This window comes from Cryobacterium cryoconiti (assembly GCF_004403065.1).
GTDB classification, from domain to species: domain Bacteria; phylum Actinomycetota; class Actinomycetes; order Actinomycetales; family Microbacteriaceae; genus Cryobacterium; species Cryobacterium cryoconiti.
The window spans coordinates 247,984-264,296 of the sequence record NZ_SOHA01000005.1 but is presented as its reverse complement, the minus strand read 5'-3'; the positions used below and the strand labels follow the sequence as shown (position 1 = coordinate 264,296).

Genomic DNA, 16,313 nt, shown 5'->3' with positions numbered 1-16,313 from the left:
TGTCTATCCTGCCGCACGCAACCGGCGAAGCCCCTCTCGACGCAGGGCCTGCTCGGCCGGGTCCGGAACGGGCAGGGATGCGAGGAGCCGCTGGGTATACGGGTCCTGGGGTGCGCCGAGCACCTCGGCGCTCGTACCCTCCTCGACCAGTTTGCCGCGGTAGAGCACCGCGATCCGGTCCGCCACGAGGTCGACGACGGCCAGGTCGTGGCTGATGAACAGCGCTGCGAAGCCGAATTCACGCTGGAGTTCCGCGAAGAGCTCCAGCACCCTCGCCTGCACGGAGACGTCCAGGGCGCTGGTGGGCTCGTCGGCGATGAGCAGGGGCGGTTCGAGGGCGAGCGCCCTGGCCAGGCTGGCCCGCTGACGCTGCCCGCCGCTGAGCTCGTGCGGGTAGCGGTCGCCGTAGGCGCGCGGCAACTGCACGGCCTCGAGGAGTTCGTCGACGCGCTTGCGGGCGGCGACGGCGTTCTTCGCCCGCCCGTGCACGACCAGCGGCTCGGCGACGCAGTCGGCGATGGTCAGCAGCGGGTTGAAGCTCGACGCCGGGTCCTGGAACACGAAGCCGATGTCACTGCGGTACTTCTTGAACGCGCGTTCTTTGAAGCCGTTCATCTCGTGGCCGAGGACGGTGAGGGATCCCCCCGTCACGCGGGTCAGACCGGCGATGGCCCGGCCGATCGTGGTTTTGCCGGACCCGCTCTCCCCGACCAGGCCGAGCACCTCCCCGGGACGGATCAGGAAGCTCACCTCGTCAACGGCTGTGAAACCGGCCCGGCCGAGCCGGCCGGGGTATTCGACCCGGAGCCGGTCGGCGACGACGACGGGGTCCTGCTGCTCCCAGTCACTGGTGCGGGCGCTCGCCCGGGCCGCGGCGTGAACCACGCCCTGGCCGACGTGCGGCACGGCCGCGAGCAGCTTCTTCGTGTAGTCGTTCTGCGGGGAACTGAAGAGCGTCTGAACCTCCGCCTCCTCGACGACCTTGCCCTGGTACATCACGGCGACCCGGTCGGCGAGATCGGCGACCACGCCCATGTTGTGCGTGATGAGCACGATGGCTGCGCCGAATTCGTCCCGGCACCGGCGCAGCAGGTCGAGGATTTCGGCCTGCACGGTCACGTCGAGGGCTGTGGTCGGCTCGTCAGCGACGATCAATCCGGGGTCGAGCACGAGGGCCATGGCGATCACAACGCGCTGCTTCTGACCACCGGAGAACTGGTGCGGGTAGTAGTCGACACGAGTCTGCGGGTCGGGGATGCCGACCCGGCCGAGGATCTCGATGGCCTTCGCACGCGCCTCCCGGCGCCCGACCTGGCCGTGCGCGCGAATACCCTCCATGATCTGCCAGCCCACGGTGTACACGGGGTTCAGTGCGGTCGACGGTTCCTGGAAGACCATGGACACGTCCGAGCCGCGCACCTGACGCAGTTGCTTGGTGCTCAGCGAGATGATGTCGCTCTCGCTCGAGCCGTCCTTGCTGCTGAGGATGACGGCGCCCGACGCGGTCGCCGTCTCCGGCAACAGTCCCAGGATGGTCTTGGCGGTCACGGTCTTGCCGCTGCCGCTCTCACCGACGATGGCGAGCACCTCTCCGGGGGCAACCCGGAGGGTCACCCCGTCGACGGCGCGCACGGCCCCCGCGTCGGTGGCGAAGGAGATGCCGAGGTCGGTGATGGTGAGTACGTCGGTCATGATCCGGCCTCGAGTCCGTCGGAGGGATGGGTGGCGGCGCCTTCGAGACCGTTGAGGCCGCCCGGGCCTGCCGCCAGGGTGCCGCCGGGTACGACCGAGGTCTGGGCGACGACGCCGGCCGTCTGGGCGACGGCGCGGCGACCGCGCAGCCGCGGGTCGGCCAGGTCGTTGAGGCTTTCGCCCACGAGCGTGATGCCGAGCACCACGAGAACGATGGCCAGGCCGGGGAACAGTGCCGTCCACCAGATTCCGCTGGTCACGTCCGAGAGCGCCCTGTTCAGATCGAAGCCCCACTCGGAGGCGGCGGTCGGTTCGATGCCGAAGCCGAGGAAGCCCAGTCCGGCGAGGGTCAGGATCGCCTCCGACGCGTTCAGGGTGAAGATCAGCGGAAGGGTGCGGGTGGCGTTGCGCAGCACGTGGCGGAACATGATGCGGGTGTTGCTGGCGCCCAGCACGCGCGCGGATTCCACATAGGCCTCGGCCTTGATGCGCACCGTCTCGGCCCGGATCACCCGGAAGTACTGCGGGATGAACACCACGGTGATGGAGATCGCCGCCGCGAAGACGCCGCCGATCAGGTTCGACTTTCCGCCGGAGATGACGATCGACATCACGATGGCAAGCAGGAGGGACGGGAACGCGTAGACGGCGTCGGAGACGACCACCATGATGCGGTCGAACCAGCCGCCGAAGTAACCCGAGACCAGCCCGAGGAACACGCCGGCGAAGATCGACAGCACCACGGCGACGATGATCACGAACAGGGCCGTCTGGGCACCCCACAGCACGCGGGAGAGCACGTCGTAGCCGCTCACAGTGGTACCGAGCGGATGCGATCCGCCGGGTGGCTGCTGGGCCCCGAAGGCGCCGTCGGCGTCGCGCAGCTGGCTGTACCCGTAGGGGGCCAGCACGGGGGCGAAGATGGCCGTGAGCACGAACAGGGTGGTGATGATCAGCCCGGCGATCAGCATCCCGCGCTGAAGTCCCATGCTCTGCCGGAGCTGGTGCACGACCGGGACGCGGGACCACAGGCTGCGCTTGGGCGTGGTCGCGACGGATGTGAGGTCGCTCATCTCAGTACCTCACCCTCGGGTCGATCAGCGCGGCGATGATATCCACGACGAAGTTGGTCAGGGCGACGATCACCGCGAGCAGCGCGACGATTCCCTGCACGGCGACGAAGTCCCGCGCTTTGAGGAACTCGGAGAGCATGAAGCCCAGGCCCTTCCATTCGAAGGTGGTCTCGGTCAGCACGGCGCCGCCGAGCAGCAGGGCGATTTGCAGACCGATCACGGTGATGATCGGAATCAGCGCCGGACGGTAGGCGTGCTTGCGCACGAGACGGAACTCGCTGACCCCCCGGGAGCGGGCGGCGTCGACGTAGTCGGTGCCGAGGGTGCCGATGACGTTGGTGCGCACGAGGCGGAGGAAAACGCCCGCCGTGAGCAGCCCCAGGGCCAGGGCGGGTAGAACCGCGTGCTCGAGCACGTCGATGAGCACGGCCGGATCACCGGTCATGATGGCGTCGATCGTGTAGAGGCCGGTCTCATTCGGCAGCAGCTGCATCTGCAGTTCGGCACTGGTGGAGGCTCGGCCGGAGACGGGCAGAACGTCCAGCCAGACCGCGAAGACGAGCTTGAACAGCAGCCCGGAGAAGAACACCGGGGTGGCGTAGCAGAGGATCGCGAAGACGCGAAGGAAGGCGTCCGGGGACTTGTCGCGCCAATACGCGGCGACCATGCCCAGCGGGATCCCGACGATGAACGCGACAAGGAGGGAGTAGAAGACGAGCTCCAGCGTGGCGAGACCGTAGGTCAGCAGGATCTCGGACACCGGACGGTTGGTGCTGATGGTGGTGCCGAAGTTACCCGTGAAGATCTGGCCCAGGTATTCCACGTACTGCACGAAGATGGGCCGGTCATAGCCGGCCGCCGAGATGCGTTCCGCGAGCTGTTCCGGACCGAGTCGGCCGCCGAGGGCTGCCGTGATCGGGTCGCCGGTCGTGCGCATCAGCCAGAAGACCATGGAGACCAGGATGAAGATGGTGGGGAAGATCAGCAGGAACCGGATCAGGATGTACCGACCGATCCCGCCGTCCGATGCGGGGCGTTTCTTGCGGCCCGGCGCCCGAGGGGGCGCGGATCGCGTGGTCACAGAGGTCATTCCTGCCTAACGAATGCACTAAGCGGGGGCACCCAGCGCGCACGCTGCTGGATGCCCCCGGCTGTCAGATTAGAGAAACTCTAACGAAGGATGCTCTAACCCTTCGCCAGCGCCGCGTACCGGAACTTGAACGACGCGTCGAGCGTGTCTTCGGTTCCGGTCACATCGGTGCCGGTGACGGCGACCTGGGCACCCTGGAGCAGCGGCACGGTCGACAGCTGCGCGGCGACCTTGTCCTGGATCTCCTCGATGATCGCGGTGCGCTCACCGGGGTCGGTCGTGACGGCCTGCTTGAGGATCAGGGCGTCGACCTCGGGGTCGCTGTAGTGGTTCTTCAGGAAGCCGCCTTCGAGGAAGAACGGGGTCAGGTAGTTGTCGGCGTCGGAGTAGTCCGGGAACCAGCCGAGCTGGTAGACCGGGTAGACATCCGTGGTGCGGTCCTTGGAGTACTGGACCCACTCGGTGGTCTGCAGGTTGACCGTGAAGAGGCCCGATGCTTCCAGCTGGTCCTTCACGAGGGCGTATTCGTCGCCGGACGAGGGTCCGTAGTGGTCGTTGCTGTACTGGAGGTTCAGCTCGACCGGCCCGGTCACCCCGGCGGCGTCGAGGGTGGCCTTCGCCTTGTCGACGTCGGGGGCACCCTCACCGTCGCCGTAGAGGGTCTTGAGGGACTCGGTGGCACCGGTGAGTCCGGCGGGCACGAAGGAGTACACCGGGGTGTAGGTGCCCTTGTAGACCTGCTTGGCGATCTCTTCGCGGTCGACCAGGTCGGCGACGGCCTGGCGCACGGCGAGGGCCTTGGCCGGGTCGGCCTCGGCGGTCTTCGCACCGTAGGGCTGGGTGTCGAAGTTGAAGGTGATGTAGCGGAGCTCGCCGCCGGGGCCGTCGACGACCTTCACCTGGTCGTTTCCACGCAGGTCCTCGATGTCGGTGGCCGACAGGCTGCGGAACGCAACATCGATGTCACCCTGCTGCACTTCGAGCTTCAGGTTGGAGGCGTCGGCGTAATACTTCACGTTGACGACGTCGGTCTTGGCAGCGCCCAGGAGACCCTCGTAGTCCGGGTTGGCCTTGTAGCCGACCAGGTTGTTGAAGTCGTAGCTGGTGATGACGTACTGGCCGGCGAACGCGTTCGCGTCGACGATGTCCTGGTCGGGCGTGAGCTCGGTGGCCGAGAACGAGTCCTCGTCGACGATCGGGCCGGCCGGGCTGGACAGGATCTGCGGGAAGATCTGGTCGTCCGCCTGCTTGAGCGTGAAGACGACGGTGGTGTCGTCGGGGGCCGCGACGCTGTCCAGGTTGTAGAGCAGCGAGGAGGGGCCGTTGTCGTCGGCGATGGCGAGCTGGCGGTCGAACGTGAACTTGACGTCCGAGGAGGTCAAGTCGTTGCCGTTGGCCCACTTCAGGCCAGGCTTGAGGGTGACGGTGTATTCGGTCGGGCTGGTGAACTCGGCGGCCGTGGCGATGTCGGGCTCCACGTCGGGGCTTCCGTAGGGCGTGTTCATCAGGAACGGGAAGACCTGGTTCTGCACGGCGAACGAACCGTTGTCGTAGGAACCGGCCGGGTCGAGCGACGTGATCTTGTCGGTCGTGCCGATCGTGATGGCGTCGCCACCCGAGGTGGTCTCGCCGTCTGTCCCGCCGGCGGAGCAACCCGCCAGGGTCAATGCGGCGGCAGCGACGACCGCTGCGGCACTGAGCCCTCTCGCGCGTGAAGTGGATGAGAATGCCATAGCCGTGAGCCTCTTCCTCTAGGAAACCGATGCCGGGACGCACGAATCGTGCACGGCCCCGCATTGCTGTAGGAAAAGAATTAGCACATAATGCCCGGTCGACCGGCTCAATGACAGGCATCTTTATCGAGCTGCAACGTGCGCCGGCCCGGTGGGCGAACGCTGGGCGCCCTACTCCTCGCGAAGATTGCGGCGTTCGGCCTCGACCCGCACCAGCTCCCGCTGAAGCGCCACGTACACCTCGCGGTTGGTGGCATCCGCTCGCTGCAGGCGCCCCAGGAGCTCTGCTTTCTGGCGCAGCAGGTCGCTGTGGATCAACGCCACCGTGATGTCGCGCACGTACCGGGCGACCTCGCGTTCGGAGCGTTCGGGCAGGGACGCCATGGCCAGCTCCTTGACCAGGTTCTCCACGGGCGGCGGAACCTCAGCGACGATGCGGTCGAGCCAGTCGGCGGCATCGTGGTGCGGCACGCTGGCCGCGATGGCGTCACGCACCAGGGCCAGAGTGGTGTTCGCGAACGTGGTCTGCACGGCCCGTTGGATCAGGTCGACGCCGACCAGCGTCGGGCGCTGGAGCATGGCCATCAGGCCGTCGCGTTCCATCCGGGTGACCGGGTCGGTGGCCAGGTCGAGCATGGAGAACGGTTGCTCCCGGGGCGCGGGTTCGTCGGCGCCGGTCTGCCGGGTCGTTGTGGTGGTGCCTGACGAGCGGGAGCGTGAGACGGCGGCGGAGACGGCCTTGCCGACCTCGCCGAGTTCCATGCCGAGCATGCGGGCCAGCTCGTGCGTGTAGCCGGGGCGCAGGGCCGGGTCGCGGATGTCTCCGACGATCGGCGCCGCGGCGCGGAGGGCAGCCACACGACCCTCCACCGTGTCGAGGTTGTACTGCCCGAGCAGCTGCCGGATCATGAACTCGAACATGGGCTTCTTCGAGTCGATCAGCCGGCGCACGGCGTCATCGCCGCGGTGCAGCCGCAGGTCGCAGGGGTCCAGCCCCTCGGGGGCGACGGCCACGTACGTCTGCGCGGAGAAACGCTGCTCTTCACTGAACGCGCGCATGGCGGCCTTCTGACCGGCGGCATCCGGGTCGAACGTGAACACGACCTCGCCGACCCCGCTGTCGTCACCCAGCACCCGGCGGAGCACCTTGATGTGGTCGACCCCGAAGGATGTCCCGCAGGTGGCGACCGCAGTCGTCACCCCGGCGAGATGGCAGGCCATGACGTCGGTGTACCCCTCGACGACGACGACCTGGTGTCCGCGGGAGATGTCCCGTTTGGCCAGGTCCAGGCCGTACAGCACCTGAGCCTTGTGGTAGATCGGCGTCTCGGGGGTGTTCAGGTATTTGGGTCCCTTGTCGTCGTCGAGAAGGCGGCGCGCCCCGAAGCCGATGGTCTGACCGGTGATGTCCCGGATCGGCCACACCAGCCGGCCCCGGAAACGGTCGTACACGCCACGGTCGCCACTGGAGACCAGGCCGGACAGGGTGAGCTCCTCGGTGGAGAACCCCTTGCCGCGCAGGTGGTTGGTGAGCTCGTCCCAGCTCTTCGGGGCGAAGCCCACGCCGAACCGGGCGGCCGCCAGGGAATCGAAGCCGCGCTCGCCGAGGAAGGTGCGCCCGACCAGCGCGCCGGGGCTGCCGAGGCGCTCCACGAAGAAGTCGGCGGCCGCCTGGTTGGCGGCGTACAGGCGCGCCCGGTTGGTGTGGTCGGGTGCCTCGCCGGCCCCGCCCTCGTAGTGCAGTTCGATGCCGACCCGTCCGGCCAGTCGTTCGACGGCCTCGCTGAAGCTGACGTGGTCCATCTTCTGCAGGAAGGAGTAGACGTCGCCGCTCTCGCCGCAGCCGAAGCAGTGGTAGAAACCGACCTGCGGGCGCACGTGGAAGCTCGGGCTGCGCTCGTCGTGAAAGGGGCACAGACCCTTCATCGAGCCGACGCCGGCGGACTTGAGGCTCACGTAGTCGCCGACGATGTCGGCGATGTTGGTGCGGGCCTTGACCTCTTCGATGTCATTTTGTCGAATCAGGCCTGCCATAGCTGAATGTTAGTCCTGCCCGTGTCGGTATTCGGTGCCGTGCTGTCGTTCTGTGCGGTGCTGTCGTTCGGTGCAGGCCTCAGCGCTTCACCAGTCGTTCGTACCAGGCCAGCGCCGACTGATCGGTGAGGCTGGCGACCTGGTCGACGACGACACGTTTGCGGGCCGCATCGTCGGCGGCCGCGTGCCAGTCCTCCTGGTAGCCCGGGTCGAGATGCTGGTCGCCGGTGGCGTGCAGGGTGCGCGCCAGAAGAGTGAGCACCTGGCGCTGCTCCACATAGATGGGTTTGCGGGTCTGGCGGGTCATCACGAACGTCGCCACAATGCCCTTGAGCACGGCGATTTCCGCTTCCACCTCCCGGGGCACTTCCACGTGGGCGCCGAATCGGTTCAGGTGCGCTCCCGGGTTCGCCTCCCGGGTGGCGCGCACGGCGGCTCCGCTGAACCGCCCGATCAGCTGGCTCGTCAGGTTCTTGAGCCGGCCCTGGTCGTGCCGGCTGCCGGTCCAGCTCTCCAGCCACGCGTTGAGGGAATCGAGTCGGTTGAAGGCGTCCGCGAGGTCGTCCTCCGTCAAGCCGTCGCCGGTCCACTCGGTCATCGTGGCGAGGAGCTCGTCGTGGTCGGCTCGGCTGCTCAGCAGGGCCACGTCGATGTAGCCGTTCACGACGGCGTCTTCGAAGTCGTGCACGGAGTAGGCGATGTCGTCGGAGAGGTCCATGACCTGGGCCTCGATGCTGAGACGGCGTTCGGGCGCGCCGGTGCGCATCCACTCGAAGGCCCCACGGTCGTCGGGGTAGAAACCGTACTTGGCGCGTCCGCTCGGATCGGCCACCGAGGAGTCGGCCGGCCACGGGTACTTGCAGCTGGCGTCGAGGCTCGCCCGGGTGAGGTTCAGCCCGTAGCTGCGTCCGTCCCTGCCGAAGACCTTGGGCTCGAGGCGGGTGAGCAGGCGCAGGGTCTGCGCGTTGCCCTCGAACCCGCCGATGTCAGCGGACCAGGTGTTGAGCGCCTTCTCACCGTTGTGACCGAAAGGCGGGTGCCCGATGTCGTGCGCCAGGCAGGCGGTGTCGACGATGTCCGGATCCAGGCCCAGCCGCAGGGCCAGTTCGCGCCCGACCTGCGCCACCTCGAGGGAATGGGTGAGCCGGTTGCGCGCGAAGTCGAGCCCGGCGGCAGGGCTGAGCACCTGCGTCTTGGCTGCCAGACGGCGCAGGGCGCTCGAGTGCAGCAGGCGGGCCCGGTCGCGCGCGAAGTCGCTGCGTCGGGAGTCGTGTTCCTCAGGCAGCCAGCGTTCCTCATCGTGACTGGTGTAGCCGGTCTCGTTAGCCACCGCTGGTGTCCCCTTCGCCTTCGGTCAGATGGGCGCGCTCCGCCGACACGAGCTCCTGGGAATCGAGCCAGTGCTCAGGCAGTGAGGTCTTCTTCGGGGTTCCCGCGCGACCGCGTGGGCCCTCGGCGCCGACGCCCGGGTACTCCTGGTCCCCGTCGAGCGTGCCGAGCAGATCGTCGAGCTGGGCGAGGGAGACGACCGAGGCCAGGCTGGCCCGCAGGTCACCGCCGACCGGGTAGCCCTTGAAGTACCAGGCCACATGCTTGCGGATGTCCCGGCAGGCCCGCTCCTCGCTCTCGAAGAACTCGGTCAGGAGAACGGCATGGCGGCGGAAGGCATCGGCCACCTGTCCCAGGGTGGGCTCGATCTTGGCGGCCGGGGTACCCGATGCGTCGCCGCGGAAGGCGGCGGCCAGGTCGCCGAACAGCCACGGGCGGCCCAGGCAGCCGCGGCCCACGACGACGCCGTCGCATCCGGTTTCCGCGACCATGCGCAGGGCGTCCTCGGCGGACCAGATGTCGCCGTTGCCGAGCACGGGCACGCTGGTAATGGTGTTCTTGAGGGTCGTGATGGCGGACCAGTCGGCCTGTCCGGAGTAGAACTCGGCGGCCGTGCGGGCGTGCAGGGCGATGGCTGCGACACCGGCGCCTTCGGCCGCTTTGCCGGCTTCCAGGTAGGTGAGATGGTCGGAGTCGATTCCCTTGCGCATCTTCACGGTCACGGGCACGGGCCCCGCGGCCGTCACGGCCGCTTCCACGATCTGGCGGAACAGTCCCAGTTTCCAGGGCAGGGCGGCGCCGCCGCCCTTCCGGGTGACCTTGGGCACGGGGCAGCCGAAGTTCAGGTCGATGTGGTCGGCACGGTCTTCGGCCACCAGCAGCGTGACGGCGTCGGCGACGGTCTTTGGGTCGACCCCGTAGAGCTGGATGGAACGCGTCTTCTCGCTCTCGTGGTGGTTGATCAGGCGCATCGACTCGGTCGTGCGTTCCACCAGGGCGCGGGACGTGATCATCTCGCTGACGTAGAGGCCCGCGCCGAACTCGCGGCACAATCTGCGGAACGCCGTGTTGGTGATTCCGGCCATCGGCGCGAGAACGACGGGCACGTCGAGCGTGAGCGGGCCGATCTTGAGGGGCGCCGGGCGGGTATCGGTTACAGAAGTCATCCGCTCAATTCTCCCCCACGTCGGCACGCCCTGCGAACGGCTCAGTCAGATGCCGCAGGAGCCGCCGCCGCAGCAGCCGCCGGCGTCGGGCTGGCCGAGCAGTTCGATCGTGGGAACGGAGGATGCCTCGGCGGGGGCGTCCGGGGTGGCGGGGGTGATGGTGGTGGTGTCGGATACGGTGCTCATTTGTTCTTCTCCTCGGATTTTTCGGTGTGCGCCTGGCGGAGTGCCTGCGCGAAGGTGTCGGGGTCCTGGGCGCCGGAGATGCCGTACTTGCCGTCGATGACGAAGAAGGGCACCCCCTGGATGCCGTAGGCGGTGGCCTGGGCGACATCGGCCTTGACGTCCGCGAGGAAGTCGTGGGCGGTCAGGGCGCGCACGACGTCGCCCCGGTCGAGTCCGATTTCGGCGGCGAGGTCGGCGAGGTCGTCGATCCGGCCGACGTGGCGGCCGTCGACGAAGTACGCCTTGAGGAGGCGTTCCTTCATGTCGAGCTGGCGTCCGTGCGCCTTCGCGTAGTGCAGCAGCTCGTGAGAGATGACGGTGTTGGTCTGGTGCACCGAGTCGTAGTCGTAGTGCAGACCGACGCTCTCGGCGATACCGGTGACGCGCTCGAGCATCAGCTCGACCTCGGCGACCGGCAGACCCTTGCGCTGGCTCAGGTAGTCGACGGGGCTGCCGTCGAAGTCGACCGGGGTATCGGGTGCGAGTTCAAAGCTGTGGTACTCGACCTCGACGTTCCCGTCGAACAGGGCCGCCCCGGCCTCGAACTTGCGCTTTCCGATGTAGCACCAGGGGCACTGCACGTCGGACCAGATGTCTACTTTGATTGTTTCGCTCACTGTGAGGGCAACCGGCGGAGGGTGTGGGTCTATTCCCGGGATCTCGACAAGCTCGATCACCGCGGGCGCTCGATCACCGCGGGCGGTCGATCACCGCGGGCGCTCGATCACCGCGGGCGCTCGATCACCGCGGGCGGTCGATCACCGGTGGGCGGTCAGAGCGTCGGGGTGTCGACGGCGCCGCCGTAGCGGCGGTTGCGGGACGCGTAGAGCTCGATCGCGTGCCACAGGTCGACGCGGCTGAAATCCGGCCAAAGCGTGTCCAGGAACACCATCTCGGCGTAGGCGCTCTGCCAGAGCATGAAGTTGCTGGTGCGCTGCTCCCCCGAGCTGCGCACGAACAGGTCCACGTCAGGCAGATCCGGCGTGTACAGGTGACGCTGGATGGACTTCTCGGTGATGCCGGAGGGCTTGAGCCTGCCCGCGGCGACGTCCTCAGCCAGCGCGCGAACGGCATCCGCGATCTCGGTGCGCCCGCCGTAGTTCACGCACATGGTGAGGGTGAGCACGTCGTTGCCCCTGGTCAGCTGTTCGGCGAACTGCAGCTCCTTGATGACGGATGCCCACAGCCGCGGCTTGCGCCCGGCCCACCGCACGCGCACCCCCCACTCGTTGAGCTGGTCGCGCCGGCGGTGCAGCACATCACGGTTGAAGCCCATCAGGAAGCGCACCTCGTCGGGTGAGCGCTTCCAGTTCTCGGTGGAGAAGGCGTAGACGCTCAGGTGTTTGACGCCCATCTGGATGGCGCCGGCGACCACATCGAGGAGGGCGGCTTCCCCAGCCTTGTGGCCCTCCACCCGCGGCAGTCCGCGCGCGTTCGCCCAGCGCCCGTTGCCGTCCATCACGACGGCCACGTGTTCGGGCACGACCTTCTTCGGCAGGGCCGGCGGGTACAGGCCCGTCCAGTCCAGGGGCTTGAACGGGACCGCGTCCTTGTGGGTGAACGGCTTCTGGCCGAAGGGGTTGGGGTTCATCGACTCACGTGCTCCAAGGATCGAAGGCCGCGTCCGAGGTGCCACTGCGTGTACGCGGCGACGACTCCGGTGGCCTGTGCTCTGGTTCGGTCGGGGGCGGACTGGGCGTGTTCCCAGTCCCCGGTCAGGAGGGAGCCGAGCAGGGCGATGGTCGCGGGATCGAGCCGGGGCGACCCGGGGGCGGCGCAGTCGTCGCAGACGATCCCGCCGACCTGCACGACCATCGCCGAGTGGGCTCCCACGGCGCCGCACCGGGCACAGTCCTGGAAGCTGGGGGCCCATCCGGCCATGGACAGGGCTCGAAGCAGGTAGGAGTCCAGCGTCAGGCCGGCGCCGTGCTCCCGGCGGGACAGCGACCGCAGGGCACCCACGAGAAGCAGGTATTGCTGCAGCGACCCCTCTGCCTCGGTCAACTTGTCGGCCGTCTCGACCATGGCGCTGGCCGCGGTGTAGCTCGGGTAGTCGGCGGTGATCAGAGCGCCGTAGGAGCCGATGGACTCCGCCTGCGTGATCACGTCGAGGCTGCGCCCCTCGTAGAGCTGCACATCAGCGACCATGAACGGCTCCAGGCGAGCCCCGAATTTGGACGCGGTGCGGCGCACCCCTTTGGCGACCGCCCGCACCTTTCCGTGCTGGCGGGTGAGCATGGTGACGATACGGTCGGCTTCGCCCAGCTTCTGGGTGCGCAGCACGACGACTTCATCACGGTAAACAGGCACCCTAGGATTCTCCCACCCGGAGGGCCCTGCGACGTCCTCCGCGCCGACGGTCGCCCGTTTCAGTGGTTTCATTAGGGGTGCCCTCCACCTCGTTCTTCATTCCCCTCTGGCTCGACCTCACGGCCGTCGCGATCGGAGCGATCCAGGGGGCCATGTTCGCCGGCCGGTTCACCGACCGTCGCTTCGACCTGCTCGGGATCGCCCTGATCGGCGTCACCGTGGGGCTCGGCGGTGGACTGCTGCGTGACATCCTGCTGGGCGGTGTGCCGGCCGCGCTGCAGAGCAACTGGTATCTGCCGGTCTGCGCGGGGGCGGCTCTGCTCGGGATGCTGCTGCAGAGCCTGTTCAACCGGCTGGGCCCGTTCATCATCGCGCTCGACGCGGTCACGATCGGGCTGTTCGGCGCCCTGGGCACCAGCAAGGCGCTGGCCGCGGGCCTGCCGGAGATCCCGGCCCTGTTCGTCGGGGTCATCACCGCCGTGGGTGGGTCGGCCCTGCGGGACATGATGCTGAACGTGCCGATCGCGGTGATGCACGTCGGCTCCTTCTACGCGGTGGCGGCCGGAGTCGGCAGCGGCCTGCTCGTGGTGCTGTTCCTGCTGCAGGTGCCCATCACCATCGCCGGGATCGCCTGCGTCGTGGTGACGACGGTCATCCGGGTACTGGCCGCGCGGTACGGCTGGAGCCTGCCGCAACAGCGCGCGATCGGCAGCTGGCCGCGGTGGCGACGCGAGAATATCGTCGCCTTCCGGCGGCGCCGGGGCCGCGGGGCGTGACCTTCGCGGCAGCCTGAAACTGGTGCGACAAACGACGGATTCTGCACTCGCCTTTCACTCGCTCCCGGGTGAGACTAATGAGAAGAACTCACGTCATTTGGAGGATCCTCATGAACATGCTGAAGGGCAACGTGCCCGATTCGATGCCGGATGTGATGCCGGTCCTGTCCCGAGGCAAGCACAGGAACCCGCGCTCCGGCGCCTGTTTCATGGAGTTCGCCTCCTATCTGTCCGGTGAAGCCTGGAGCGACCATCCGGCCTGCACGCATCCCCTTCTCGCCTCCGTGGCCCGGATGGTGAACGACTGCACCTCGGACACCGCCCGGGCCCGGCTGGTCCCGCTGATCCCCTCAGTGATCGGGCTTCGCGGCGACGACGCGCGCGTGCGACTGCTGATCGCGTTGCGCGCGGCCACATCAGCCCTTCCGGTGACCAGCGCTGACCACCAGCGGGCTCTGGCCGTGGGCATCCGCAATTGCGAACGTCACCTGACCGCTCCCGACGGGACGATCCCCGAGGACGTGGCCGAACGCATCCGCGTCTCCTTCGATTCCGCGCCGGACACCGAGCGCTGGGCGCGGGATTTCATCGCTTCGATGGGGTCCTGGTCGCGGAGCAAGTTCACGGACCGCACGGCGGAGACCATCATCCGGGTGTCGGTGCAGGGCATCGCCGAGGCGTGCGTGCCCGACCCGGACGGCCAGCTCTATGACCTCCTCGCCGGTGCGATCGACGACTGCACGATGGTGCTGAACCCCATGCCCGAGGCCCGACCGGCCCTGCCGACCGCGGAGCCGACCCACGTCGCTCCGGCGCAACGGACCCGGGCGACCGACACCGCGCGACTCTGATCAGAGCATCGCCCGGGCGCAACACGGAATCGCCGTTCCGGTTGAGTGTCTCCCCCAGGGGTGACACTCAACCGGAACGGCGATTCTCAATTCAGGGCGATTCTCAATTCAGGTGCGGAGGGTTCAGGCGGTCGCGTCGGCCAGGGTGCGTGCAGCGGACTCGGCACGGATGCCGCGGTTGACCGCCGAGACGACCGACTTGAGTGACGCCGTGGAGATGTCCGCGTCGATGCCGACACCCCAATAGCGCTTGCCGTTGACGTCGAGTTCGACGTAGGCCGCGGCGAGGGCGTCGCCGCCGGCGGACATGGCGTGCTCCACGTAGTCGTAGAGCGTGATGGCGATTCCACGTTCGGCCATGACGCCGAGGAACGCGGCGATCGGACCGTTGCCCGAACCGACCGCACTGGCGACGCTGGTGTCGTCGCGCAGGTCGACGGACAGCTCCACCGAACCGGAAAGGTCACTCGACGTGCGCGTGGCGTGCAGCTCGAATCGGCCCCACTTCGCATCGGGCGTGGTCTGGCTGGCCGGCAGGTACTCGTCGTTGAAGATCTCCCAGATCTGCTCGCTCGTGACCTCGCCACCCTCCTGGTCGGTCTTGGACTGCACGACGCCGGAGAACTCGATCTGCAGTTTGCGCGGCAGGTCGAGCGCATGGTCGGTCTTGAGCAGGTAGGCCACGCCACCCTTGCCCGACTGTGAGTTGACCCGGATCACCGCTTCATAGCTGCGGCCGAGGTCCTTCGGGTCGATCGGCAGGTACGGGACCGCCCAGACCAGGTCATCGACGCTGCAGCCCTGCGTGGCGGCATCCGCGGCCATGGCCTCGAAGCCCTTTTTGATGGCGTCCTGGTGCGAACCGCTGAACGCCGTGAAGACCAGGTCGCCGGCCCAGGGGCTGCGCTCGGGCACGGGCAGCTGATTGCAGTACTCCGCCGTGCGCTTGACCTCATCGATGTTGCTGAAGTCGATCTGCGGGTCGATGCCCTGCGTGAACAGGTTGACGCCCAGGGCAACCAGGTCGACGTTGCCGGTGCGTTCGCCGTTTCCGAACAGGCAGCCTTCGATGCGATCCGCGCCGGCCAGGTAGCCCAACTCCGCGGCCGCGATGGCGGTGCCGCGGTCGTTGTGCGGGTGCAGGGAGATGAGCACGTTCTCGCGGTGGGCGAGGTGGCGGCCCATCCACTCGATCGAGTCGGCGTAGACGTTCGGCGTGGCCATCTCGACGGTTGCGGGCAGGTTGATGATGACCTTGCGCTCGGGGGTGGGCTCGAGGATCTCGAGGACCTGGTTGCAGACGTCGACGGCGAATTCGAGCTCGGTGCCGGTGTAGCTCTCCGGGGAGTACTCGTAGTAGACCGTGGTGCCGGGAACGGTCGCCTCGGCCGCACGGCACAGGCGTGCACCGGCCAGGGCGATGTCGATGATGCCCTGCTTGTCCTCGCGGAACACGACCTCGCGCTGCAGCACACTGGTGGAGTTGTACAGGTGCACGATGGCCTGCCTGGCGCCGGCGATCGACTCGTAGGTGCGCCGGATCAGGTGCTCGCGCGCCTGGGTGAGCACCTGGATGGTCACGTCGTCGGGGATGGCGTTGTCGTCGATCAGGCTGCGCACGAAGTCGAAGTCGGTCTGGCTGGCCGACGGGAAGCCGACCTCGATCTCCTTGTAACCCATCCGCACCAGCATGTCGAACATGATGCGCTTGCGCTCGGGGCTCATCGGGTCGATCAGCGCCTGGTTGCCGTCGCGCAGGTCGACGGCACACCAGCGCGGCGCCGCGGTGATGTGCTTGGTCGGCCAGGTGCGGTCGGGCAGTTCGACCCGGAACTGCTCCTGATACGGGCGGTACTTATGGATCGGCATCCGGGATGCGGTCTGGTTGTTCTTCATGATCTGTGATCTCCTCGCGAATGGTGGGTAGCCAACGACGAACTCCGCGACGAGGGAGGCCTCAGATTAGGACTCGTCGCGGCAGCGAAGAAGGAGCGCACCGAAAAACATAAGTGCAGGCTACCACCCTCCGCCGGG

14 protein-coding genes are annotated in these 16,313 nt (G+C 67.7%); 2 read left to right on the top strand and 12 right to left on the bottom strand.

Going from position 1 to position 16,313, the window contains the following annotated elements; all coding sequences use genetic code 11:
- Positions 1-3: 3 nt before the first annotated feature.
- The 11 genes from E3T49_RS02590 to recO all read right to left on the bottom strand — a co-directional run bounded on the left by E3T49_RS02590 (position 4) and on the right by recO (position 12,652).
- A complete protein-coding gene (locus E3T49_RS02590; RefSeq protein ID WP_134423205.1) occupies positions 4-1,692 on the bottom strand; it encodes an ABC transporter ATP-binding protein in 1,689 nt (562 codons plus the stop codon).
- Positions 1,689-2,765, bottom strand: a complete 1,077-nt coding sequence (locus tag E3T49_RS02585; RefSeq protein ID WP_134423203.1) for an ABC transporter permease — start codon at positions 2,763-2,765, stop codon at positions 1,689-1,691. The genes E3T49_RS02590 and E3T49_RS02585 overlap by 4 nt, the downstream gene beginning before the upstream one ends.
- Position 2,766: 1 nt before the next feature.
- Positions 2,767-3,855, bottom strand: a complete 1,089-nt coding sequence (locus tag E3T49_RS02580) for an ABC transporter permease (RefSeq protein WP_134423201.1) — start codon at positions 3,853-3,855, stop codon at positions 2,767-2,769.
- A gap of 95 nt (positions 3,856-3,950) precedes the next feature.
- Complete coding sequence (locus E3T49_RS02575) at positions 3,951-5,588, bottom strand: ABC transporter substrate-binding protein (RefSeq protein WP_134423199.1); 1,638 nt, start codon at positions 5,586-5,588, stop codon at positions 3,951-3,953.
- Positions 5,589-5,759: 171 nt separating this feature from the next.
- A complete protein-coding gene (gene dnaG, locus E3T49_RS02570) occupies positions 5,760-7,622 on the bottom strand; it encodes a DNA primase (RefSeq protein WP_134423197.1) in 1,863 nt (620 codons plus the stop codon).
- A 79-nt stretch (positions 7,623-7,701) separates the two neighbouring features.
- On the bottom strand, positions 7,702-8,952 hold the full coding sequence (locus E3T49_RS02565) for a deoxyguanosinetriphosphate triphosphohydrolase (protein WP_134423195.1): 1,251 nt from the start codon (positions 8,950-8,952) through the stop codon (positions 7,702-7,704).
- Positions 8,945-10,117: a tRNA dihydrouridine synthase DusB gene (gene dusB / locus E3T49_RS02560; protein ID WP_134423193.1), complete on the bottom strand. Its 1,173-nt coding sequence runs from the start codon at positions 10,115-10,117 to the stop codon at positions 8,945-8,947. The genes E3T49_RS02565 and dusB overlap by 8 nt, the downstream gene beginning before the upstream one ends.
- 45 nt (positions 10,118-10,162) lie before the next feature.
- The gene (locus E3T49_RS16070; protein ID WP_166785446.1) at positions 10,163-10,303 is read right to left on the bottom strand and encodes a hypothetical protein; all 141 of its coding nucleotides are present in this window, start codon (positions 10,301-10,303) and stop codon (positions 10,163-10,165) included.
- Positions 10,300-10,959, bottom strand: coding sequence for a DsbA family oxidoreductase (locus tag E3T49_RS02555; RefSeq protein WP_134423191.1), 660 nt, complete (start codon positions 10,957-10,959; stop codon positions 10,300-10,302). The genes E3T49_RS16070 and E3T49_RS02555 overlap by 4 nt, the downstream gene beginning before the upstream one ends.
- Before the next feature lie 155 nt (positions 10,960-11,114).
- Positions 11,115-11,933: an isoprenyl transferase gene (locus tag E3T49_RS02550; RefSeq protein WP_134423189.1), complete on the bottom strand. Its 819-nt coding sequence runs from the start codon at positions 11,931-11,933 to the stop codon at positions 11,115-11,117.
- The gene (gene recO / locus E3T49_RS02545) at positions 11,930-12,652 is read right to left on the bottom strand and encodes a DNA repair protein RecO (protein WP_134423187.1); all 723 of its coding nucleotides are present in this window, start codon (positions 12,650-12,652) and stop codon (positions 11,930-11,932) included. Before recO ends, E3T49_RS02550 begins: the two co-directional genes overlap by 4 nt.
- A gap of 77 nt (positions 12,653-12,729) precedes the next feature.
- Between recO and E3T49_RS02540 the strand changes: the two genes are divergently transcribed.
- On the top strand, positions 12,730-13,428 hold the full coding sequence (locus tag E3T49_RS02540; protein ID WP_241972595.1) for a trimeric intracellular cation channel family protein: 699 nt from the start codon (positions 12,730-12,732) through the stop codon (positions 13,426-13,428).
- A gap of 110 nt (positions 13,429-13,538) precedes the next feature.
- The gene (locus E3T49_RS02535) at positions 13,539-14,279 is read left to right on the top strand and encodes a hypothetical protein (protein ID WP_174722368.1); all 741 of its coding nucleotides are present in this window, start codon (positions 13,539-13,541) and stop codon (positions 14,277-14,279) included.
- A 123-nt stretch (positions 14,280-14,402) separates the two neighbouring features.
- Here E3T49_RS02535 and leuA read toward each other — a convergent pair whose 3' ends face one another.
- Positions 14,403-16,175, bottom strand: a complete 1,773-nt coding sequence (gene leuA / locus E3T49_RS02530) for a 2-isopropylmalate synthase (protein ID WP_134423185.1) — start codon at positions 16,173-16,175, stop codon at positions 14,403-14,405.
- Between the last annotated feature and the right edge of the window lie 138 nt (positions 16,176-16,313).